This window comes from Carboxydothermus islandicus (assembly GCF_001950325.1).
GTDB classification, from domain to species: domain Bacteria; phylum Bacillota; class Z-2901; order Carboxydothermales; family Carboxydothermaceae; genus Carboxydothermus; species Carboxydothermus islandicus.
This window is the reverse complement of sequence record NZ_BDJL01000142.1, coordinates 1-21,596: the sequence shown is the minus strand read 5'-3', so window position 1 is coordinate 21,596 and position 21,596 is coordinate 1. Positions and strand designations below refer to the sequence as shown.

At 43.7% G+C, this 21,596-nt stretch carries 25 protein-coding genes and 1 riboswitch; of the genes, 24 read left to right on the top strand and 1 reads right to left on the bottom strand.

Going from position 1 to position 21,596, the window contains the following annotated elements:
* Nucleotide 1: 1 nt before the first annotated feature.
* From thiC to ciss_RS12430, 4 genes are read left to right on the top strand one after another with little or no spacing between them, the layout of a single operon-like run.
* Nucleotides 2–1,291, top strand: coding sequence for a phosphomethylpyrimidine synthase ThiC (thiC, locus tag ciss_RS12445; protein WP_075866609.1), 1,290 nt, complete (start codon nucleotides 2–4; stop codon nucleotides 1,289–1,291).
* Complete coding sequence (gene thiM / locus ciss_RS12440) at nucleotides 1,284–2,087, top strand: hydroxyethylthiazole kinase (protein ID WP_075866700.1); 804 nt, start codon at nucleotides 1,284–1,286, stop codon at nucleotides 2,085–2,087. Before thiC ends, thiM begins: the two co-directional genes overlap by 8 nt.
* Before the next feature lie 4 nt (nucleotides 2,088–2,091).
* A complete protein-coding gene (gene thiL, locus ciss_RS12435) occupies nucleotides 2,092–3,072 on the top strand; it encodes a thiamine-phosphate kinase (protein ID WP_075866608.1) in 981 nt (326 codons plus the stop codon).
* Nucleotides 3,073–3,090: 18 nt separating this feature from the next.
* The gene (locus ciss_RS12430; protein WP_075866607.1) at nucleotides 3,091–4,014 is read left to right on the top strand and encodes a CapA family protein; all 924 of its coding nucleotides are present in this window, start codon (nucleotides 3,091–3,093) and stop codon (nucleotides 4,012–4,014) included.
* 29 nt (nucleotides 4,015–4,043) lie between these two features.
* Here ciss_RS12430 and ciss_RS12425 read toward each other — a convergent pair whose 3' ends face one another.
* Nucleotides 4,044–5,321: a TrpB-like pyridoxal phosphate-dependent enzyme gene (locus ciss_RS12425; protein WP_075866606.1), complete on the bottom strand. Its 1,278-nt coding sequence runs from the start codon at nucleotides 5,319–5,321 to the stop codon at nucleotides 4,044–4,046.
* A gap of 171 nt (nucleotides 5,322–5,492) precedes the next feature.
* Here ciss_RS12425 and ciss_RS12420 point away from each other — a divergent pair, with 171 nt between their 5' ends.
* The 20 genes from ciss_RS12420 to ciss_RS12325 all read left to right on the top strand — a co-directional run bounded on the left by ciss_RS12420 (nucleotide 5,493) and on the right by ciss_RS12325 (nucleotide 21,429).
* Nucleotides 5,493–6,017 (top strand): nitroreductase family protein, encoded by a 525-nt coding sequence (locus ciss_RS12420; protein WP_075866605.1) that lies wholly within the window; start codon nucleotides 5,493–5,495, stop codon nucleotides 6,015–6,017.
* A gap of 95 nt (nucleotides 6,018–6,112) precedes the next feature.
* On the top strand, nucleotides 6,113–6,520 hold the full coding sequence (locus ciss_RS12415) for a hypothetical protein (protein WP_075866604.1): 408 nt from the start codon (nucleotides 6,113–6,115) through the stop codon (nucleotides 6,518–6,520).
* Nucleotides 6,521–6,536: 16 nt separating this feature from the next.
* Nucleotides 6,537–7,151 (top strand): precorrin-2 dehydrogenase/sirohydrochlorin ferrochelatase family protein, encoded by a 615-nt coding sequence (locus ciss_RS12410; RefSeq protein WP_075866603.1) that lies wholly within the window; start codon nucleotides 6,537–6,539, stop codon nucleotides 7,149–7,151.
* Between the two features lie 57 nt (nucleotides 7,152–7,208).
* Nucleotides 7,209–7,395: riboswitch (cobalamin riboswitch) on the top strand.
* A gap of 95 nt (nucleotides 7,396–7,490) precedes the next feature.
* Nucleotides 7,491–8,213, top strand: coding sequence for an energy-coupling factor ABC transporter permease (locus ciss_RS12405; RefSeq protein WP_075866699.1), 723 nt, complete (start codon nucleotides 7,491–7,493; stop codon nucleotides 8,211–8,213).
* Nucleotides 8,213–8,533, top strand: a complete 321-nt coding sequence (locus ciss_RS12400; RefSeq protein WP_075866602.1) for an energy-coupling factor ABC transporter substrate-binding protein — start codon at nucleotides 8,213–8,215, stop codon at nucleotides 8,531–8,533. Before ciss_RS12405 ends, ciss_RS12400 begins: the two co-directional genes overlap by 1 nt.
* On the top strand, nucleotides 8,487–9,230 hold the full coding sequence (gene cbiQ, locus ciss_RS12395) for a cobalt ECF transporter T component CbiQ (protein ID WP_075866601.1): 744 nt from the start codon (nucleotides 8,487–8,489) through the stop codon (nucleotides 9,228–9,230). Before ciss_RS12400 ends, cbiQ begins: the two co-directional genes overlap by 47 nt.
* Entirely contained in the window at nucleotides 9,215–11,131 is a 1,917-nt protein-coding gene (cbiD, locus tag ciss_RS12390; protein ID WP_075866600.1) for a cobalt-precorrin-5B (C(1))-methyltransferase CbiD, read from the top strand. The genes cbiQ and cbiD overlap by 16 nt, the downstream gene beginning before the upstream one ends.
* Nucleotides 11,119–11,724: a precorrin-6y C5,15-methyltransferase (decarboxylating) subunit CbiE gene (gene cbiE / locus ciss_RS12385; protein ID WP_075866599.1), complete on the top strand. Its 606-nt coding sequence runs from the start codon at nucleotides 11,119–11,121 to the stop codon at nucleotides 11,722–11,724. Before cbiD ends, cbiE begins: the two co-directional genes overlap by 13 nt.
* Nucleotides 11,711–12,286, top strand: coding sequence for a precorrin-6Y C5,15-methyltransferase (decarboxylating) subunit CbiT (gene cbiT, locus ciss_RS12380; protein ID WP_075866598.1), 576 nt, complete (start codon nucleotides 11,711–11,713; stop codon nucleotides 12,284–12,286). Before cbiE ends, cbiT begins: the two co-directional genes overlap by 14 nt.
* Nucleotides 12,279–12,938 carry an SAM-dependent methyltransferase gene (locus ciss_RS12375; RefSeq protein ID WP_075866597.1) on the top strand — a complete coding sequence of 220 codons (660 nt, stop codon included), beginning with the start codon at nucleotides 12,279–12,281 and terminating at the stop codon, nucleotides 12,936–12,938. The genes cbiT and ciss_RS12375 overlap by 8 nt, the downstream gene beginning before the upstream one ends.
* Nucleotides 12,939–12,940: 2 nt before the next feature.
* The gene (cobM, locus tag ciss_RS12370) at nucleotides 12,941–13,696 is read left to right on the top strand and encodes a precorrin-4 C(11)-methyltransferase (RefSeq protein ID WP_075866596.1); all 756 of its coding nucleotides are present in this window, start codon (nucleotides 12,941–12,943) and stop codon (nucleotides 13,694–13,696) included.
* Nucleotides 13,689–14,699, top strand: coding sequence for a cobalt-precorrin 5A hydrolase (locus tag ciss_RS12365; RefSeq protein ID WP_075866595.1), 1,011 nt, complete (start codon nucleotides 13,689–13,691; stop codon nucleotides 14,697–14,699). The genes cobM and ciss_RS12365 overlap by 8 nt, the downstream gene beginning before the upstream one ends.
* Entirely contained in the window at nucleotides 14,687–15,409 is a 723-nt protein-coding gene (cobJ, locus tag ciss_RS12360) for a precorrin-3B C(17)-methyltransferase (protein ID WP_075866594.1), read from the top strand. Before ciss_RS12365 ends, cobJ begins: the two co-directional genes overlap by 13 nt.
* Complete coding sequence (gene cobK, locus ciss_RS12355) at nucleotides 15,406–16,182, top strand: precorrin-6A reductase (protein ID WP_075866593.1); 777 nt, start codon at nucleotides 15,406–15,408, stop codon at nucleotides 16,180–16,182. Before cobJ ends, cobK begins: the two co-directional genes overlap by 4 nt.
* Entirely contained in the window at nucleotides 16,167–16,529 is a 363-nt protein-coding gene (locus ciss_RS12350) for a sirohydrochlorin chelatase (RefSeq protein ID WP_075866592.1), read from the top strand. The genes cobK and ciss_RS12350 overlap by 16 nt, the downstream gene beginning before the upstream one ends.
* On the top strand, nucleotides 16,519–17,133 hold the full coding sequence (locus tag ciss_RS12345) for a precorrin-8X methylmutase (RefSeq protein WP_075866591.1): 615 nt from the start codon (nucleotides 16,519–16,521) through the stop codon (nucleotides 17,131–17,133). The genes ciss_RS12350 and ciss_RS12345 overlap by 11 nt, the downstream gene beginning before the upstream one ends.
* Nucleotide 17,134: 1 nt before the next feature.
* On the top strand, nucleotides 17,135–17,641 hold the full coding sequence (gene cobU / locus ciss_RS12340; RefSeq protein WP_075866590.1) for a bifunctional adenosylcobinamide kinase/adenosylcobinamide-phosphate guanylyltransferase: 507 nt from the start codon (nucleotides 17,135–17,137) through the stop codon (nucleotides 17,639–17,641).
* Nucleotides 17,641–19,134 (top strand): cobyric acid synthase, encoded by a 1,494-nt coding sequence (locus ciss_RS12335; RefSeq protein WP_075866589.1) that lies wholly within the window; start codon nucleotides 17,641–17,643, stop codon nucleotides 19,132–19,134. The genes cobU and ciss_RS12335 overlap by 1 nt, the downstream gene beginning before the upstream one ends.
* Nucleotide 19,135: 1 nt before the next feature.
* Nucleotides 19,136–20,095: an adenosylcobinamide-phosphate synthase CbiB gene (gene cbiB / locus ciss_RS12330; protein WP_075866588.1), complete on the top strand. Its 960-nt coding sequence runs from the start codon at nucleotides 19,136–19,138 to the stop codon at nucleotides 20,093–20,095.
* Nucleotides 20,095–21,429, top strand: coding sequence for a cobyrinic acid a,c-diamide synthase CobB (locus ciss_RS12325; RefSeq protein WP_075866587.1), 1,335 nt, complete (start codon nucleotides 20,095–20,097; stop codon nucleotides 21,427–21,429). The genes cbiB and ciss_RS12325 overlap by 1 nt, the downstream gene beginning before the upstream one ends.
* The last annotated feature ends 167 nt before the right edge of the window (nucleotides 21,430–21,596 follow it).

The window sequence follows — 21,596 nt, the reverse complement described above, 5'->3', positions numbered from 1 at the left end:
AATGACTCAACTTTTAAAAGCAAAAGAAGGAGTTATTACCAGGGAAATGGAGATAGTGGCGGCGGAGGAAGGAAAATCTCCGGAAGAAATCCGGCAAAAGGTAGCTTCGGGGGAAGTGGTAATACCGGCTAATATTAATCACCAAAATTTGCATCCCAAAGGTATTGGAGCGGGGCTTAAAGTAAAAGTAAATGCTAACCTTGGGACTTCGGAAAATCGCTGTTTTTACGAAGATGAACTAAAAAAATTAAAGGTAGCTATTAAAGCGGGAGCCGATGCAGTAATGGACTTAAGTACCGGCGGGAACCTTGATGAAATTCGCAGGGCGATTATAAAAGAAAGTTCGGTGCCGGTAGGGACCGTACCTTTATATCAGGCGGCGGCTGAAACGCTAAATAAATACGGTGATATCAGCCGGTTAGATCCGGAACTGCTCTTTGACGTTATCGAAAGACAGGCGGCTGACGGCGTTGACTTTATGACGGTGCATGTAGGAGTGAACCGGGAAATTTTAAAGGTTCTTGACCGTTTTCCGCGGGTGACGGAGGTGGTCAGTCGCGGTGGTTCTTTAACCATTGCCTGGATGGAAAAAAACGGACGGGAAAACCCTCTTTACGAACAGTTTGACCGATTATTGGACATTTGCCGTAAATACGACGTTACCTTAAGCCTGGGGGACGGTTTAAGACCGGGAAGTATTGCGGATGCTACTGACCAGCTGCAAATTATGGAATTAATGAAGCTCGGTGAACTGGTTAAGTACGCCCAAAATCAAGGCGTCCAGGTAATGGTGGAAGGCCCCGGGCATGTGCCCATCAATCAAATTGAAATGAACGTTAAACTTATGAAGCGGCTTTGCGGCAACGCTCCCTTTTATGTATTAGGGCCACTGGTTACCGACATTGCTCCGGGATACGACCATATTACTGCGGCGATTGGTGGCGCCTGGGCTGCGTACTTTGGGGCGGATTTTCTCTGCTATGTTACTCCAGCGGAGCATTTAGGATTGCCCACGGTGGAAGATGTAGAAGAAGGGGTAATTGCCTTAAAAATTGCCGCTCATGCAGCTGATTTGGCCCGGGGGAACCGGGAAGCCTGGAACCGGGATTATGAAATGAGTGTAGCCCGAAAAGAGTTAAACTGGGAACGGCAGTTTGAACTGGCAATAAATCCCGAGCGGGCCAGAAAAATGCGAATAGAGCGCGGCTCTCAAGACATAAAGAGTTGTTCCATGTGCGGGGAACTTTGTGCCATGAAAATTATGAATGAAAGGGGCGGAAAAAATGCTTAACACTCTATGGGAAATCCGGGAAAAGGTTTGGGACTTATCTCCTCTGGTGGTGAATTTAACCAATAATGTAGTGACTAATTTTACTGCCAACGTACTTTTAGCGGCTGGAGCTTCGCCCATCATGTCGGAGGGGATAGAAGAAGCTGATGATTTAGTCAAAATTGCTAATGCAGTAGTCATAAATATCGGAACCCTTCACTCCCGTCAGGTTGAGTATTTTAAGAAAGCAGTTTATTTAGCCAATAAATATCAAAAGCCTTTGCTGTTGGATCCGGTGGGTCTGGGGGCAACCACATACCGCAACGAAACGACATTTGAACTTTTAGATTCTGGAAATTTCACAATAATTAGGGGTAATTACGGTGAAATAAGCTTTTTGGCGGGAAATTCTGCCAAGGTAAAAGGGGTGGACAGCCAAGCATCCGATTTTACAGCCGAAAATCTTACAGAAGTGGCTAAACGCTACAAAACTGTTCTTGTGGCAACTGGGCCGGTAGATTACGTAATTGCTGAAGAAGGGCTATATTTAAACCGTACCGGGGATATAATGCTTCAAAAAGTGACCGGAACCGGGTGTGCCCTCACCTCGTTAATTGGTGCTTTTGTTGGGGTAACCGAAGAACCGGCTCTTGCGGCCTTAGCGGCTTTAACTTTTTACGGAGCGGCTTCGGAAAAAGCCCGGAAAATAAGTACCGGGCCCGGAAGTTTTCTGGTAAATTTTATAGATTCTCTTTATAATTTAACTGAAGAAGAGTTTTTGGAGTTAACTTCGGAAAAAGTTCAAGTGCTACGGTGATAAAATGGAGATCACAAAGATTGGGGAAGAAGGGGTTATAGCTATTGCCCAGAAAGCTACTGAAGTATCCCCTGGAGTTATTTTGGGAATCGGGGATGATGCGGCGGTAGTTGAAATTAAAGGAAAGCTTCTTGTTACCACTGATTTACTGGTGGAAAACGTCCATTTTAAGCAAAATTACACGAAGCCAGAAATATTGGGGAAAAAGGCTTTAGCGGTAAATTTAAGCGACATTGCGGCAATGGGAGGTATACCTCGCTTTTGTCTGGTGAGTCTGGCTTTACCTAAAACCACTGACGTTAATTTTGTGGAGGGTTTTTACCAGGGATTAAAAAGTGTGGCTCAAAAGTATGGGGTTACTTTAATTGGGGGCGATACTACAGGAGCCGGTAGCGAAATAATGGTTTCGGTTACGGTTTTGGGTGAAGCCCTAAATGATGTGGTGTTAACCAGAAGCGGAGCTAAACCAGGAGATGGGGTTTATGTTTCAGGATACCTTGGAGATAGCGCGGCAGGGCTTTATTTGCTTTTAAAGGAAAAATTGGGTTTATTACCGGAAGAAGTGGAAAAATATTTGATTTCCCGGCACCTGGAACCAGAACCCAGATTGAAATTAGGTCAGCTTCTTTGCCGTGAAAAGCTTGCCAATTCTGCCAATGATTTAAGTGACGGTCTTGTGAAAAAACTTCAGGAAATAGCGCGGTCTTCCGGGGTGGAAATTAAGATTGACCGGGAAAAAATACCATTGTCTTTTGCTCTTTTAACTTTCTGCCAGCAATTTACCTTAAAACCTTTGGATTTTGCTTTACACGGCGGCGAAGATTACGAACTTTTGTTTACCGTGCCGGCCGAAAAGGAGGAAGAGCTTTATAAACTGGACTTACCGCTGTTTAAAATTGGTATGGTTACGGGATATGATGGGCGGGGAATTGTAAAAGCTGAAGATGGGGTAGTCTTGCAGGATAGGGGTTTTCAGCATTTTTAATTATGAGGTGGAGTATATTTGCGCAGGGTAAAAATTATTTTTTTAACTTTTTTACTGGCAATTACCTTAACTGACGCCTTTGCCAGTGCAGCTTCTCCGACAAAGGAAATTAAACTTGTCTTTTTGGGGGATGTCTTAGCCGGCGGCAACTTAAATTATTACTACCAAAAATACGGTTATGATTATCCCTGGCAGAAGGTTAAAAAATATTTTCAGGGTAAGCTTGTCTTTGCCAATTTAGAAAGCTGTATTTCTCTTCGGGGAAAGTCCGAAATGAAAAAATATACTTTTCGGGGTCGACCGGAATTTTTAAAGGCTATGAAAAAGGCAGGGGTTACGGCGGTTTCGGTTGCAAATAACCACTCGGCGGATTATGGGCTGATAAGTCTGTATGATACCCTTGGCTACTTACGGCAAGAAGGGATTTACTACTCAGGGGCAGGAAGGGATGTTTATATCACGGAAATCCCCTGGCAGGGGTATAAAATTGGTTTTCTTGCTTTTTCCCGGGTTATTCCTTCAACTACCTGGGTGGCAAGTTCCAAAAAAACGGGAATCTGGTCTCTTTATGAGCCGAATGTCGGTAAAATCTTAAAGTTAATCCGCGAAAATGATGCTAAATACGATCTTTTAGTGGTAAGCGTTCACTGGGGAGTGGAGAGGGATTTAACCCCAAATCCTCCCGAAATAAAACTTGCTCGTAAGCTGGTTGAAGCGGGAGCCGATGTGGTAATGGGCCATCACCCGCACGTAGTGCAAAAGTATGAAATCTATAAAGGGAGACCAATCTTTTACAGCCTGGGTAACTTTATATTTACTTCCAGTGGTAATAAAGAAACTTCTAAAACCGTTATTGCTGAAGCGGTATTTACGGGAAGGAAACTAAAAAGTGTGAATGTTAGGCATGGTGAAATAAAAAGAGGTCAGCCGGTCTTTAATTAAAAATCCCCGGTAAAACCGGGGATTTTTCCTCAATCTTTAAGTTTGCCAGCAAAATAGGCTTCATACGCGGACAAGTCAAAATAGCCGTGCCCGCTTAAATTAAAAACAATGGTTTTAGCAACACCTTCTTCCCGGCATTTAACTGCTTCATCAATAGCTGCGGCGATAGCGTGGGAAGATTCCGGTGCCGGGATAATGCCTTCGGTACGGGCAAAGGTTACTCCAGCTTCAAAGACCTTTAACTGGGGATAAGCTTTGGCGGAAATAATTTTATTTTTATAAAGAAGGCTTACCAAAGGTGAATCGCCGTGGTACCGAAGTCCTCCCGCATGGATGCCCGGGGGGATAAAATCGTAGCCTAAAGTATACATCGGCATTTTAGGAGTAAGGCCGGCAACATCGCCAAAATCGTATTTATATTCTCCTTCGGTAAGGGTTGGGCAGGCCTTTGGCTCTACAGCAATTATTTCAATATTTTCACCTTTTAATTTTTCCCGCACAAAAGGAAAGGTAAAGCCACCAAAGTTACTGCCACCGCCCACGCAGGCAATCAAGACATCGGGCTTTTCTCCCAAAAGGGATAATTCTTCATAAACCTCTTGCCCGATAACCGTCTGGTGCAAAAGGACGTGGTCCAGAACACTTCCCAAAGCGTACTTGGTCTTGGGGTCACTCATGGCCACCTCTACCGCTTCGCTAATTGCAATACCCAGGCTTCCCGGAGAATCAGGGTCGGCTTCTAAAACCTTACGTCCGGCAGCAGTTTCCCGGCTTGGGCTTTTTACCACCCGGGCGCCGAAAGTTTCCATGAAAATCCTCCGGTACGGCTTTTGGTCATAGCTTATACCCACCATATATACGGTTAACTTCAGCCCGAAAAAATTGGCGGCATAAGCTAAAGCGCTTCCCCACTGACCGGCTCCGGTTTCGGTGGTAAGCTGTTCGGTTCCATCTAACTTATTAAAATAAGCCTGGGCCAGAGCGGTATTAAGCTTGTGACTGCCGGAAGCGTTGGTACCTTCGTACTTAAAGTAAATTCTGGCGGGAGTATTTAGATACTTTTCTAACTTTTTAGCCCTTTTAAGTGGGGTTGGACGGTACTCGGCGTAAGCTTCCCGGACTTTTTCGGGAATTTCAATGAAACGTTCGGTAGAAATCTCCTGTTCAATTAAACTTTTAGGAAAAAGACCCTCTAAATCCGCTGGCGAGATGGGCTGACCGGTAACGGGATGAAGAGGCGGGGGTGGAAGTTCGGGAAGGTCTGCCTTAAGGTTGTAGTAATACTTGGGTAAATTTATCTTGCTCATCTAAACTCACCTCTTCTAATATTAATTTCTAACATTATAGCAATTTAGTGCAAAAATTGGCAAGGAAATTTTAAAAATTTCTTCTGGTTCGGTACCATCCCAGGGTTGTTGTCAAAACTTAAAAGTATTAAACTTTATAGTAGGCCTAATAATTATCCAGGAGGGGATATGATGGAAAAATTTCTGGAAGTTTTAAACACTCGACGCAGCATTAGAAAATTTCTTGATCATCCGGTGGAGAAGGAGAAAATTTTAAAAATCCTGGAAGCGGGGATGAATGCGCCTTCGGCAGGTAACGAACAACCCTGGCATTTTGTCGTTGTAACCGACCGGCAAAAAATGCTGGCCATGAAAGAAAAGCATCCTTATGCAGCTATGCTTGCCGAAGCAGCAGCGGCAATTGCTGTGGTTGCTGATCCAAAACTACTGAAATATCCCGGCCCCGGTCAGGAGATGTGGATTCAGGACCTGTCAGCAGCGACAGAAAACATTCTTTTAGCCATTCATGCTCTTGGTTTAGGCGGTGTTTGGCTTGCAGTGCATCCTTATGAAGAGCGGGAGCGCGAAATAGCTAAAATTTTAGAAATTCCCGAAGGCTATCGCATTTTAAACTTGATAGCTCTGGGTTATCCCAACCAAACACCCGATACGATTACAAGATTTAAAGAAGAAAGGATTCACTGGGAAAAATGGTAAGCTTCCCGGAAAACCGGGAATTTTTTTTTTTTTCGATAAAACTTATTATGCAAATTTGCGTCAAATAAAGTAAGATTTAAAATAGGGGTGAGACGATGAAGCGGTTTTGGTGGTTATTTTTTTTCCTGCTTTTTGGTTTTAATAGTTTAGTGTTAGGTGAGGAGGTCGTGGTGAAAGGCATTGTGGTGGAGTCGGATTTAGAAGGAAAGCATTACGAATTAAAAGTTACCGATTCCGGAAATTTAAGTAAGCCCGAGCCCTATTATGTCTTATACGGCGAACATAACTGGCAAAGCTATGTGGGAAAGGAAGTAGTGGTGGAAGGGACCATCTTTGAAGGTTACAGTATTTACATGAAACCTGGTTTAAAGGTTACTGCGGTAAGCCTTCCCGGAGAAAAGGGTAACCGCACATTTAAGGAAAATCTTCCCTATTATGTGGGACTTGTTTTGGTCGCCGGACTTTTTGGCTACTATATTTTTTTACGATATTTTAAAAAGTAGTTAAGGAGAGTTTACCGTGTATCCTATCAGTTTAAATTTAAAGGGGACTCCCGTGTTAGTCGTAGGGGGTGGTCGGGTTGCCCTTCGTAAGGTACAAAATCTTCTCCGAGAAGGTGCAAAAATTACCGTAGTTGCTCCGAAAACCCTTCCGGAATTAATGACTCTGGCCCAGGGCGGGCAAATTAAACTTTATCTGCGGGAATTTCAGGAAGAAGATTTATCCGGCCCCAAGTTAGTTTTTGCCGCCACCGATAATTCAGAGCTTAATAAAAGAATAGCTAATCTTTGTCAAAAAATGGGGATTTTGGTCAATGTAGCCGACAATCCCGAGGAGTCCAATTTTTTTGTTCCAGCGGTTTGGCGCCGGGGAGGCTGGGAAATAGCTGTTAGCACTTCGGGGTTATCTCCCCTGGCGGCCCGTCTTTTAAAAGAAGAGCTTTCCCGGTTAATTGATCCTGCCTGGGATGATTACCTTAAATTTTGGAAGGAATTACGTAAAGCCTTAAAGGAAAGCAAAATTGAGAAAAATAAAAGGGAAGAAATTTTAAAAGAAGTAGCCAAAATTTATGATTTTCGGAAGTTTTGCCGGGAAAAACCTTCGGTAAAATTAATCCTGGAAAAATTTAAATAAAAATATTTTCACAAAGCAGGATTTACGAAAAATTTTACGAATTAACTTAGTAAAAATTGAATATTGTAACTTTAAGGTGCCTTTACGGCTTAAAAGGGAAGTCCGAGCCCAAAAGTCTTGGGTAACGGCGCGGTCCCGCCACTGTAAGTAGGGAGTTACCCTAATATATCCACTGGTTTTTACCGGGAAGGATGGGGTAACGATGAACTACAGCCAGGAGACCTGCCTTAAAGTTTGGTTCGAAACCTACGCGGATAGGTGGAGAACGGGAGTTTGGTTATAAATCCCCTTCTACCGGCGTAGGAGGGGATTTTAATTTTAAAAAGGATGGTGGAGGGCATGTTAAAAACAAAGTTTGGTTTTTTGTTTCTGTTAATTTTTCTTTTAATTCCTACTCCGGTTCTTGCCATGCATATTATGGAAGGGTTTTTACCGGTAAAATGGGTGATTTTCTGGAATCTTGTTACTCTACCTTTTGTAGTGGTGGGTTTTATCCGTTTGCAAAGGGAAGCTACCCGGGGGCCGGGAGCTAAACTAATGTTAGCCTTTGCCGGAGCGTTTATCTTTGTTTTATCGGCGTTAAAAATGCCTTCGGTAACGGGCAGTTGTTCCCATCCTACCGGAACAGGGTTGGCCGCTATTTTATTTGGGCCCTTTATCACCACCGTATTAGGTTTTATTGTTTTGATTTTTCAGGCTCTTCTTTTAGCCCACGGTGGCCTTACCACCCTTGGTGCTAATACTTTCTCCATGGCAGTTGCCGGACCACTGGTAGCTTACGGGGTTTATAAAGGGTTACAGAAAGCCGGAGTTAGTAACAATTTTAGCATTTTTTTAGGGGCCATGCTGGGAGACCTGGTCACCTATATCGTTACTTCGGTCCAACTGGCGTTAGCCTTTCCGGGAAGTTCCTTTAGCTTAAGCGTTTTAAAATTTATGGGAATCTTTGCTTTAACCCAAATTCCTTTAGCCATCAGCGAAGGGCTTTTGACGGTTTTAACCTATAATTTCTTGAGCCGTTATGAGGATGCCAAAATATGGGTAGAAAAGGGTGAGCATTAATGAGAACGTTTACCAATATCATCCTGTTAATTTTGGTTATAGCATTAATTGCGGTTCCAATGTTTTTTGTTAAGGGGGAATTTTCCGGCGCTGATGAATTAGCATCCCGGGTGATTGAAAAGCAAGACCCCAATTATAAGCCCTGGTTTTCTCCCGTCTGGGAACCGCCCAGCGGCGAGATAGAGTCGTTTTTATTTGCCCTGCAGGCGGCTTTGGGCGCCGGGTTTGTGGGTTTTTATCTTGGGTACTTGAAGGGAAAGAAGGAAGGAAAAAATGCTAACAGAGCAGTTGGCTTATCAAACTCCTTTAAGGAAAATTGACCCTGTTTATAAACTTCTTTTTACCTTTGCGCTTTTATTCCTGGGGTTAACAGCTCCCAATCCTTTTTTAACATTACTCCCTACCGTTGGGGTAGTAAGCTTTTTTCTGGTGAGAAAGGGGAAAATCCCCGGGCAAATTTTTTTCAAGTACTTGCTTTTACCGGGAGGTTTTTTGCTGGCAAGCTTAATCGGGATAATGATTGACTTCCGGCCAGCTCCTTATGTAAACTGGCAAAATTTGTTTTTGGCTTTAAATGCCGGCGGTCGTGCCCTTACTTCCATTCTGGGTTTGTATTTTTTAATTTTTACCACTCCCCTTCTGGATTTAATAGCGGGACTTTCAAGACTTGGTATTCCTCAATTTATAATTGAAATAATTATTTTTATCCACCGGTTTATTTTTATTTTCCTGGAAATTGCCGGGGAAATCATTAAAGCCCAGGAAGCAAGGCTGGGCTACCGGAATTTTCGCCGGGGCATCTATTCCTTTTCCCTCCTAACTGCGGGTATTTTTAAAGGAGGGTTGGCCCGGGTGGGACAAATGACCATTTCTTTAGAAAGCCGGGGATATAACGATAAAATAGTATTTTTGCAACCGGATTATCAAAATCAAAATTACCCCTTGCTATTTTTGGGTATAGTAGTTGTGCTGGCGCTCTTTACTTATGGAGGTGCTTTTATTTGGAAGATCTTTTAACCGTAAAAGGATTAAAATACGTATATCCAGCGGGAAATGTGGCTTTAGACGGCTTAAATTTGGAGATTAAAAAAGGTGAACGGCTTTTTGTCTTAGGGGAAAATGGCGCCGGAAAAACCACTTTTTTTCTCCATTTAAACGGGATTTTAAAACCAACTGCAGGAGAGCTATTTTGGCGGGGAGAAAAGTTTTCGTACAAAAAGGATTTTCTGTTACGACTTCGGCAAAAAGTTGGGGTGGTGTTTCAGGATCCGGAAACCCAGCTTTTTGCCGGTACGGTAGCGGAAGAGATATCTTACGGGCTTTTTAATTTGGGGTATACGGAAAGTAAAGTCCGGGAAAAGGTGGAAGAAACCTTAAAAGAACTCGGAATTTGGGAGTTAAGGGACCGGCCGATAGCTTCCCTTAGCCTGGGTCAAAAAAAGCTTGTCGCCCTGGGAGCAATTTTGGCGATGGAACCGGAACTTTTAGTTTTGGATGAACCGACGGCGTTTTTGGACCGGTATCACACCCGCCTCTTTTTAAATATTGTTGAACGGCAGTGGCAAAAAGGGATTACGATTGTCGCTGCTACCCATGAAATTGATTTGGCGTACCGGTTTGCCGACAGGGTAGCGGTTTTACATGCCGGAAAGCTTTTGGCTTCAGGACCGCCCGAAGAAATTCTCCTGGAATCCCGGATTTTGGAAAGTGCGAACCTGGAAGAGCCATGGCTTTTAAGGGGCAGTAAAATTTTAAAAGATAGCGGGCGGCTTTTAGCTCACGAATATCCGGTAAAAGAGGAAAAAAAGTTCTGGGAAGTACTTGGCCGGGTAAAAACTCCCCGTTACGGGGTAACTACCGGTACTGTAGCCGCGGCAGCGGCTTTGGGTGCAGCCCGTTTACTGCTCCTGGGGGAAAAAATGAAGGCAATTACCATTAATACGCCGGCAGGAATAACTTTTACTTTAACCCCGGAAATTTTAGAAAAAGAGGATGGCGAAGCGGTTTGCGGCATCAGAAAAGATGCCGGAGACGATCCCGATGTCACCGATCAGGCCCTAATTATAGCCCGGGTACGCCGGCAAAACTTCCCGGGGATTACCATAAAAGGGGGACGGGGAGTGGGAGTTGTCACGGAACCGGGGCTTGCTGTACCGGTGGGAGAGGCGGCAATTAATCCCGTTCCACGGCAACAAATCAAAGAAGCGCTGGAGCCGTTAATTTTGGGCGGGGAAACGGGGCTGGAAGTGATTATTGAAGTGCCCGAGGGGGAGGAGCTTGCGTCGCAAACATTAAATCCGATTCTGGGGATTAAAGGCGGTATTTCCATCCTGGGTACCCGGGGCATTGTCGTACCTTACTCCCGGGAAGCTTATATCGAGTCCCTGCAACTCCAGCTAAAAAAGGCATTATATTTGGATTTAAAAAGAGTTGTTTTTGTTTTAGGCAATAAAAGTAAAAAAGTAGCCCAGAGGTTAAACGTTCCGCCTGAAGCTATCGTCGAAACGGGTAATTATCTGGGAGATATGCTGAAGATTTCGGAGAACGAAGGGGTAGAGAAAATTTTAATAATAGGGTACCTGGGAAAACTTATTAAGACTTACCTTGGCATTTTAAACCTCCACAGCCAGGTGGCCCGGGGCCAAAAGGAGGCTTTAGCGTTATTTTTATATTCCCTTGGCGAAAGTCAGGAGTTAATTAATAAAATTTACTCCACCAAAAACGTGGAACAGGCTCTGGAAATTTTAAAGAGCGCCGGGAAAGGCCACTATCTGCCTGTACTTGCCCGGGCGGTTAAAGAAAAGTTAAAGAGCTATTATAGCGGTCTTACCATGGATGTGGCTTTTACCGATATATCGGGGGCGATTATTGCCACGACCTTTGACCGCCTTGAGGAGGGGTGGCCGTGGGATGGGTAAAAGTCGTGGGGGTTGGCCCGGGAAGTCCCGAGTATCTTACTAAAATTGGTGAAAGGGTAATTGGAGAGGCGGACTATGTGGCCGGGGCGGAAGAACTTTTAAAAACTTTTGCACCGGGTAAAAAACATCTATCTTTTGGTGAATTTGGTGCGGTTTTAAAGCAAATAAAAGATTTATCAAGAAATTTTAATATTGCTCTTCTTTTGCGGGGCGATACCGGCTTTTACAGTTTATTAAGAAAGATTGAAAATGAAGAACCGGGACTTGTTACCGAGGTTATTCCGGGGATAAGTTCGGTGCAGTTAGCTTTTGCCCGCTTGAAAAAATTATGGGATGGGGCTGCTTTTTATTCCCTCCATGGAAGAGCCCTACCGGAAAAATTAAAAGAGGAGTTTACGGTCCATGTATTTTTATTAGGAGAGAAAATCAATACCTCTTCCCTAAAACAACTTTTGCAAAAACATGGCCTGGAGAGAGCTTCTTACTATTTACTTTATGATTTAAGCTATCCGGAAGAAAAAATAATAAAGCTTTCCTTTGACGATTTACCTCCGGAGCTTTCAGGGAGGGGGATATTAATTGTTGAAAGATGAAGATTTTTATCTACCCGGAACTCCTTATACTAAAGAAGAAATCCGGGCAGTCCTTTTAAAAAAGCTTAACCTGAAAGGGGATGAGGTGGTTTACGAAGTAGGGTCAGGCTCGGGCACCATTACGGTGGAGCTGGCTTTAAGCCTTCCCCGGGGTAAAGTATATGCTTTTGAAAAAGACCTGCAAAGACTTAACGTAATTAAAGAAAATCTTAGAAGATTTTCGGTAAGGAATGTGGTTTTACTACCCCGGGCCTTGCCCTGTGATTTATCCGCCTATCCATCACCGGATACGGTGGTAATCGGTGGAAGTTCAAATTTAAGAGAAGTATTAGAGCAGGTTGGGGCCTGTTTGAAAAATGGTGGGGTCCTTGCAGGTTTGGCAGTCACCCTTGAATCATTAGCTATTTACCAGGAGTTTTTTCAAAACAGCTCTTTTACCGATTTTGACGGGGTGAGCATAGCGGTTACCAGGTTTAAAAAAGCAGGAAGCTATCATATTCTGAATGCCCAAAATCCCGTATTTATCTTTACCGGAAGGAAAAAGGAGGAAAAGAATGGCTAAACTTTACGTGGTTGGTGTTGGGCCGGGGGACCCCGAGCTTATTACGGTGAAAGCTATGAAGATTTTGCGAGGGGTACGGGTTTTAGTTTTTCCCGGAAAAAGGGCTTTTAAAGTTGTGGAAAGTTTTCTTGATAACGATAAAGAAATTCTCTTTTTTAATTTTCCCATGGTGGAAGACGAGGGGCAAAAACGGGAAGCGGCGCACACCTTTGCCCAAAAAATTTTAGAGTATTTAAACCGGGAAGAAGTTTCTTTTTTTACCCTGGGAGACCCGGGTTTATACAGTACCGCTGGGTATTTATTGGAGGCGCTAAAACAGTTAGGTTTTGCAGGGGAAATTGAAATCGTTCCGGGGATAAATTCCTTTTCCCTGGCAGCCGCTAAGTCCTTCTTTAACCTGGCTTTTGAAGATGAAAAGGTAGCAATCCTATCGACTTTGCCGGAAGATTTTACTTTTGAGCCCAAAACTACCTATGTATTTTTAAAACTTTCCTCCTATTACGACCGCTTTGTAGAGCTGGTAAAGGAAGCAAAGATCCAGGGATATTATTTTAAAGAGCTTGGTACCGAAGAGGAAAAAATCTGCTCTTTTAATGAACTTCCCGAAAAAACCGGGTATTTTTCCCTGGCCTTAGCGAAGAGGGGGAATTAGCCGTGAAAGTTTATTTAGTAGGCGCCGGCCCGGGTGATCCCGAGTTAATAACCGTTAAAGGGAAAAAACTTTTGGAGGAAGCTGATTTAATTGTTTATGCAGGTTCCCTGGTTAATCCCAGACTTTTGGAATATGCCAAACCGGGGGCGGTGAAAGTTGACTCGGCGCCCAGAACTTTAGAAGAAATTGTGGAGATAATGGTCGAGTATGCTCGGGCCGGAAAAGTTGTCGTACGCTTGCAGACCGGAGACCCAGCCCTCTATGGGGCAGTAGAGGAACAAAAAAGAGCTTTAAAAGCCTATGGAGTTGAACTGGAATGGGTGCCGGGAGTTAGCTCTTTTCTTGGTGCGGCTGCCCGCCTGGGTTACGAATTAACCGTTCCCGACGGTACACAGACGGTAATTTTAAGCAGGGTTGCCGGGAGAACACCGGTGCCGGAAAAAGAAAACTTAGAGGAATTGGCTAAAATCGGGTCAACCCTTGTGCTCTTTTTAAGTGTGGATAAAATCGATGAAGTGGTCGCCCAAATTTCCCGGGTAAGAGCTCTTGATACTCCGGTAGCGGTAGTTTATAAAGCTACTTTTCCCGAAGAAAAAATTATTACCGGTACTTTAGCGGATATTGCTCAGAAAGTAAAAGAAGAAAAGATTAACAAAACCGCCCTTATCTTTGTAGGGGAGTTTTTAAATCCGCCTCCTACTCGCTCAAAATTATATGCTCCCGATTTTACTCATGGTGGGAGAAGAGAAAGTGATTAAGAATTTAATAATTTTTTACTTTACCGCAGCCGGTGAAACTCTGGCCCGGCGCCTTTTAACCTTAAAACTTGGGGGAAACGTTACTCTCTTTTCCGGTAAAAGCGCGGAAATTAAAAACTGTCTTAAAAAAAACTGGAACAACGATACAACTTTTCTTTTTATCGGAGCCTTAGGAATTGCGGTTCGCTTAATTGCTCCGTTTATCAAAGATAAGTTTTCCGACCCGGCGGTAGTTGTGGCCGATGAAACGGGTAAATACTTTATAAGCGTTTTATCCGGACACTTTGGCGGTGCCAATGAAATCGCCCAGATCCTCGCCCAAAATTTAGGTGGGGAAGCGGTAATTACCACCGCCACCGATGTTCAGGGAAAAGTTGGCCTGGATGTTTTAGCCAGGAAATACGGCTTAAGGTACGCTGACCGGGAAGTTTTTAAAAGGGTAAATGCTGCCTTAGCCCGGGGAGACGAGGTTAAGTTTTTTGCCAGAGCTTTGCCTTTAGATTTTCCCTATCCTTACCGGGCAGAAATTGAAGAGGAGTTTTCTGGAATTAAAATATTGATTTCGCCGTATCTTGTTGCTTTAAAACCCAATGAATACCAGCTCTATCCTCCGGCGGTTTGGGTGGGTATAGGCTGTCGCCGTGGAGTAGAGTTTACCCTGCTGGAAAAGGCAGTTCTTGAAGCTCTACAAGAGGGCGGTGTTTCTTTAAAAGGTGTTGCCGGAATAGCCAGTATCGAGCTTAAAAAAGATGAGACTGCTCTCCTGGAGCTGGCGGCGAAATACGGGCTTAAAACAAAATTTTTTACGCGGGAGGAACTGTTGGAAGTAATTACTATAAAAAATTTACCGCAATCTTCTAAAGTTTTAACAAAAGTAGGGGTGGGAAATGTATGCGAAGCGGCAGCTATCAAAGGGGCAGGGATGGGGAATTTAATACTACCCAAGAAGATTTTTCCAAAAGTGTCAGTAGCTCTGGCGGAAGCCTTGCGGTGGTGGGAATAGGACCGGGAGGAAAGGAAGAACTGACTCCTTTAGCCTTAAGTTACCTCCAGCAGTGTACGGTAATAATTGGTTATAAAACCTATATTGATTTAGTTAAATCTTTAATTGGTGAGAAAAAAGTAGTGGCTTACGGTATGAAGGAAGAACAAGCGCGAGCTTTAGAAGCTATCAACCTTGCTCTTTCGGGGGAACGGGTAGTGGTGATATCCGGCGGTGATGCTGGAGTTTATGGAATGAGCGGGGTGGTATTGGAAGCTTTAAAGGAGCAAAATATTTCCCCCCGGAAAGTAAATTTAACGATTATTCCGGGTATTACTTCTGCTTTAAAAGCAGCAAGCTTGCTGGGATCACCTTTAAACCATGACTTTTGCTTGATAAGCTTATCAGACCTTTTAACCCCCTGGGAGGTAATTGAAAAACGGCTCCGGCATGCAGCTTTAGGAGATTTTGCTATTGCTTTGTACAATCCCCAGAGTCACCGGAGAAAGAAACTAAGGAGAGCCATTGAAATTTTGCTGGAGTACAAAAATCCCGCAACTCCGGTAGGGATTGTTCGGGATGCTGGCAGATTGGCAGAAGAAATCAAGTTAAAAACTTTAGCGGAAATTACCGAAGAGGATGCCGATATGCGCACGGTAATAATTATCGGAAATAGTCAGAGTTATTTTTATGAAAACTTTATTATTACGCCCCGGGGGTATAAGTGGTGATTTTATTGCTGGGAGGTACCAGTGAAAGTATCTTAATTGCCGATTTGCTCGAAAAAAAAGGTTTACCTTTTATTTTATCGGTTGCATCAAATCTGGGCCTTATGCGTTTTAAAAAATATGAAAAATCTTTACATGCTGGAGTCCTGGATTTTCATGGCCTTCTGGAATTTGTTCAGAAAAAAGGGATAAAGTTAATAATTGATGCTACCCATCCCTTTGCTAAAAATGCCAGTGAAAATGCTATCAGGACGGCCCAGGTATTAAATATACCCTATATCAGGTTTGAGCGCCCCAGAGATGAATTAAAAAATCCTCTTATCATAGAAGCCATTGATTTAGAAGCTGCCTTAAGAGAACTGTCGCAACTCGGTAAGCGTCCATTAATAACTGTGGGAGTAAAAATGCTTCCGGAAATCATCAGAAAAAGTGCTGTTTTAGGGCAAAAACCGGTAGTCAAAGTTTTACCTTTAACGGATAATTTTACTCTTTTAGATGATTTGAGAATTCCTCCCGAGGACCGGCTTTCCTTTTGGGGTCCAGGAAGCCGGGAGCTTATTTCTCAGCTAATTAAATTTTATTCCCTGACCGGTCTTTTGACCAAAGAAAGCGGTGATTTAGGAGGAGAAAGGGAAAAGGCAGAAAGCTTTTTAAATCAAAGTTTACCGGTAATATTAATAAAACGTCCGGTGGTTTTTTACCCTCAATTAGTATCCACACTGGACCGGTTGGAAGAAATTTTAAAATTGGAGGCGGAAAAATGGAAAAAGCAGTAGTTTTGTTGGCTCACGGTTCCCGGGTGGCGCAAGCGGTGGAAAAATTTCGCGAAGTGGTGGGTAAGTTAAGGGAACGTTTTCCCTTCCGGTTGCAAGAAGCGTTCATGGTAAGAGCTAATCCCAATTTACAAGAAGCGCTTTTAAGCTTGTATCGGGAAGGATACCAGGAAATAGCCATTTTCCCGGTTTTTCTATTTGAAGGACTTCATTTAGTGCACGATATTCCGGAAGAAATTGACCAGTTAAAAGCTCAGTATCCCGATTTAAAGATTACGGTTTTGAAACCTTTAGGTGAAAAAGAACAATTTATTGAATTTTTAGCGGCGGTGTTGGCCAATGAATTATGAATTTTTAATTAATCCCCAGGAGATTGAACAAAAAAGCTTTGCCATTATTGAAAGCTTAACGGGGCTTAGCAATACTCCTGAAGACCAGGTAATTAAACGGGCAATCCATGCTTCCGGGGACCCGGAAATTAGAAAGGATTTTCGATTTCATCCCGCGGCTATCACTCAGGGGCTTGCTGCTTTAAAAAATAAAAGTTTAATTATTACCGATGTGGAAATGGTCCGTGCGGGAATTACCGGTTATGCCGGCGAGGTAGTTTGCGCGATTCACGAGGAAGCGGTTAAAAGAAAAGCTTTAGAAAATAAAGTTACCCGGGCGTATCAGGCGATGATGGAGCTAAAAGAGCAAATGGATGGTTCGGTTATAGCAATTGGTAATGCCCCAACAGCTCTTCTGGCGGTGATTGAACTCATAAAAACCGGGGTAGAGCCGGCGCTGGTGGTGGGAGTGCCGGTGGGTTTTGTGGGAGCAAAAGAAAGTAAGGAACTGTTGCTTACCTGTGAGGTGCCCTATATAACCTTACTGGGTACTAAGGGGGGCAGTACCATTGCGGCAGCAATTGTTAATGCTTTAATTAAATTATCCCGGACCGGAGGGAAATAAAGTGAAGGTTTTAATTACCGGCGGGGTGCGCTCGGGCAAAAGCAGTTTTGCGGAAAAGTTAGCGACTTCTTTCGGGGAAAAAGTAGTTTATATAGCTACTGCTACTGCTGGTGACGAAGAGATGCGTGAGCGGATTGCCAAACATCAAAGTCGTCGTCCCCCTAACTGGGTTACGGTGGAGGAGCCGGTAAATTTACGGGACGTTCTTTTAACAGCCCGGGGAGATGCGGTTCTGGTCGATTGTTTAACCCTCTGGGTTACCAATTTACTTCTTAAAGAAGAAGATGTGGTTGGTAAAGCTTATGAAGTAGTAGAAATATTTCCCAGGATTGCCGTTCCGCTTATCTTTGTTACCAACGAAGTAGGCTCTGGAATTGTTCCCGATAACGAGCTTGCCAGGAAATTTCGGGATGTAGCCGGACTTGTCAATCAAATTTTTGCTAAGTACTGCGATGAAGTTTACCTTACCGTGGCGGGAATACCGGTAAAAATCAAGGGGGTGAGCTAATGGCCAGGGCCATAATGTTTCAGGGGACAGCGAGTCATGTAGGGAAATCGGTGCTGACTTTAGCTTTAGCCCGGGTGCTTTATCAGGACGGTTTTAAAGTTGCTCCCTTTAAAGCGCAAAATATGGCTTTAAATTCCTATGTAACGCTGGATGGCGGAGAAATGGGCCGGGCTCAGGTAGCCCAGGCGGAAGCCTGTGGGTTAGAGCCCCGGGTAGAAATGAATCCGGTTTTGTTAAAACCCTCGTCCGATAAAGGTAGCCAGGTTATAGTTTTAGGTAAGCCTATTGGTCACTATTCGGCCAAGAGCTACCATTCTGAGCGACGCAGTATGGTTTGGGAAGTGGTAAAAAAAGCTTACGAAACTTTAGCGCAAGAATTTGATTTTATTGTGATTGAAGGTGCCGGCAGCCCGGCGGAAGTAAATTTAAAAGCTTCCGACATTGCCAATATGAAAACCGCTTTTTTAGCCAATGCCCCGGTTATTTTAGTGGCCGATATTGACCGGGGAGGAGCGCTGGCTTCCCTGGTGGGAACGATGGAACTTTTAGAGCCCGAGGAAAGGAAAATGGTGTGCGGCTTTATCTTAAATAAATTCCGGGGTGACCTGGAATTATTAAAGCCTGCCCTTACTTTTTTAGAAGAAAAAACCGGTATTCCGGTTTTGGGGGTTATGCCTTACATTCCCGAGCTGTTAATTCCCGAAGAAGATTCGGTAAGTTTAGAAGAGACTTTTAATTACCGGGAGAAAGATTTAAAAATTGGCGTGGTGTGGTACCCCAGGATTTCCAATTTTACCGATTTTGAAATATTCCAGTATGAACCGGACGTGGAGCTTATTTATATCAAAACTCTTCAGGATTTTCGGGACGATTTTGACCTGGTAATATTGCCGGGAAGTAAAAACACCGTAGCCGATTTAAACTATTTAAAACAAAAGGGCCTTGACCAAAAGCTCTACGCTTATGTAGAGAGAGGAAAACCCCTGATTGGAATTTGCGGGGGCCTCCAGATGCTTGGAGAAAAGATATTGGATCCTGAACTGGTGGAGGGAAAGGAAACGGAGGTTAAAGCCTTAGGAATTCTCGATACTGTCACCGAATTTCGCGGGGATAAAATTACCAGGCGAACAAAAACTTTAGTTGAAAAGACGGATGGCTATTTCTTTCCTTACCGGGAAGAAATTGCTGGCTATGAAATTCACCACGGCCGAACCTTTCTTTTAAGAGAAAGAAGTGAGGTATTGGATAATACGGAAAATCCGCTGGTATTTGCCCGCGGTAGAGTTCTGGGTACCTACCTGCACGGGCTTTTTGATAATGACTTTTTTCGTCATCGCCTTTTAAATCAGTTACGGCAGGAAAAAGGGCTTGAGGGGATTGAAAACCGCCCGACTTCCTTAAAGAACCTGCGCCAGGAAAATTATGATAAAATAGCCCGGGTGTTTAGGGAAAACGTTAACTTAAAGAAAATTTACGAGATTCTGGGGATATAGGATGAAAGAAATATTTTTTCCGGTAATTATTGCCTTAATCTTTGACCTTATCTTTAAAGATCCAGGACGAAATTATCATCCGGTAGCCTTAATTGGTCGTTATATTGCTTTTCTGGAAAAAAGGCTTTATCCTGCAAACTCTTATAAAAAAAGTTTAATCCTTCGCGGTGGTTTACTGGTGGTGCTGACCTTATTGCCGGTAAGTTTCATAGCTTTTATCTACCAGCATTTTACCCAGAAGCTACCTTTTCTTTTCCAGGTTGTTTTTCAGGGGGTCGGGTTGTTTTTTGCCATAGCTCCGACCGGTTTAGCTGCTGTGGTTACCACCATAAAAAAATATTTAGAAGAGTCTAACCTTGCTGAAGCTCGAAAAAGTCTGGGGATGATTGTAAGCCGTGATACCCGGGAATTACCGGCAGAAGAAGTGGTAAGGGGAAGTTTGGAGAGCCTTGCCGAAAATACCAGCGATGGGGTAGTGGCTCCCCTGTTCTGGTATTTAATTGGAGGACTTCCGGGAGTATGGTTTTACAGGACGGTTAACACTTTAGACAGCATGGTGGGCTATAAAAGTGAAAGGTATCTTTATTTCGGGCGCATTGCGGCAAAATTGGATGATCTTTTAAATTACCTACCCGCCCGCATCACGGGAGTTTTAATGGTTTTCGCAGCCTTTATTTTAAGATATGACTGGAAAAGGGCAATAAAAACCTGGCTTAGAGATGCCAAAAAACACCCGAGCCCCAACGGCGGAATTCCCGAAAGCGTCCTGGCGGGAAGTCTTGGGGTCAGGCTTGGAGGCGAAAATATCTACCACGGGCAGAAAAGCTTTCGGGCTTATTTAGGTGAGCCGCTTAATCCGTTAACTCCCGAGGTAATAGATAAAGCTTTGAAACTTTTCTGGCTTACGGTATTTTTAATGGTTTTACTTTTAGGCGGTCTCTTTGCGGTAGGAGGGGTATGATGAAAGGGTTTATTATAAGTGGTACCGCTACCGGAGCGGGCAAGAGTACTCTAACCGTTGGTATACTGGCAGCTTTAAAACATTTGGGCTTAAAGGTGCAGGCCTTTAAAGTTGGGCCTGATTACCTGGATCCTACCTACCACCGTTTAACGCTTGCCAAGCCTACCTATAACCTCGATGAGATCCTGACTTCTCCGGGATTGGTTCGCCGGCTTTTTTATGAGAAAGCCGAGACGGCAGAGGTTGCAGTGGTAGAAGGAGTTATGGGTTTATTTGATGGCCGGGACGAACAGTTTTCCGGGAGCACTTACCGTTTGGCCAAGCTTTTAAATCTTCCGGTAATTTTAGTGGTCGACGCCCAGAATCTTGGTACTACCGTGGCAGCTCAAGTTTACGGCTATCTTAAATTTAAAAAAAATATCAAAATTGCCGGGATTATTTTAAACAAAGTTTCGGGGAAAAACCATGAGAAACACCTCTTATCTGCCTTGAAACCGTTAGGGGTTAAGGTTTTTGGAGTGTTTTACCAAAATGAGCTTCCCAGACTTAAATCCAGGCATTTAGGCCTTATCCCGGCCACCGAAGAGCAAAATATCGTGGAAATTATTAAAGAAATAAAAGATAAGGTGCTGGCAAAAATTAATTTTGCTGACTTCCTGGCGACTTTACCGGAGTTACTTGTTCCGAAAAAGCTGCCATCAATAAACTTCCCCAATTTAAAAGGAAAGCGCATAGCTTATGCCTTTGATAAAGCTTTTAATTTTTATTACCAGGAGGCAATTGAGTATTTGAGAAGATCTAACGCCGAGGTCTTTGCGGTAAGTCCCTTAAATGATTCCGATTTTCCCCCCGTGGACTTACTTTTTCTGGGGGGCGGGTATCCCGAGCTGTTTGCCGGAGAGTTATCAATAAACCAAAAATTTATCCAGAATTTAAAAAAGAAAATCCAGGGTGGTCTTAGAGTTTATGCGGAATGCGGCGGTTTTATTTATTTAACTTCCGGCGTTAAAGTTAAGGAGCAAACTTATCCCTTGACCGGTATTTTACCCGGAGAAATGGAATTAACCGGTAAACTCCAGGGGCTTGGTTATTATCGGGGAAAGCCGGTTGGAGGCTACCTTGGGAAGAACTATCAAAATGAAATCTGGGGACATAAATTTCATTACTCTACTTATTCAGGATCGCAGGACAATCCGGCGTACCTCTTGTGGAAAAATGGGCGTGAAGCCTTTGATGGGGTGGCGAGGGACAATATTTTTGCCTCGTTTTTACATCTTAATTTTTACGGTAAGGCCGATTTAGTAAAGGCCCTTATAGGTGGAAGAAAAGGATGAAAGTAAAAGCGTATGTTTGCGGTACGGCGGGAGAACTGGTTCAGGGAAGTATTGGCGGGAAAGATTTTTTATTAACTGCCCCGGTTAACTTGGGTAATGTTGTTGAAGTTTCCGTTAGCGAGAAACTTGAGATTCCCGAGGACCGTCCCAAAATTAAACGGCTGGTA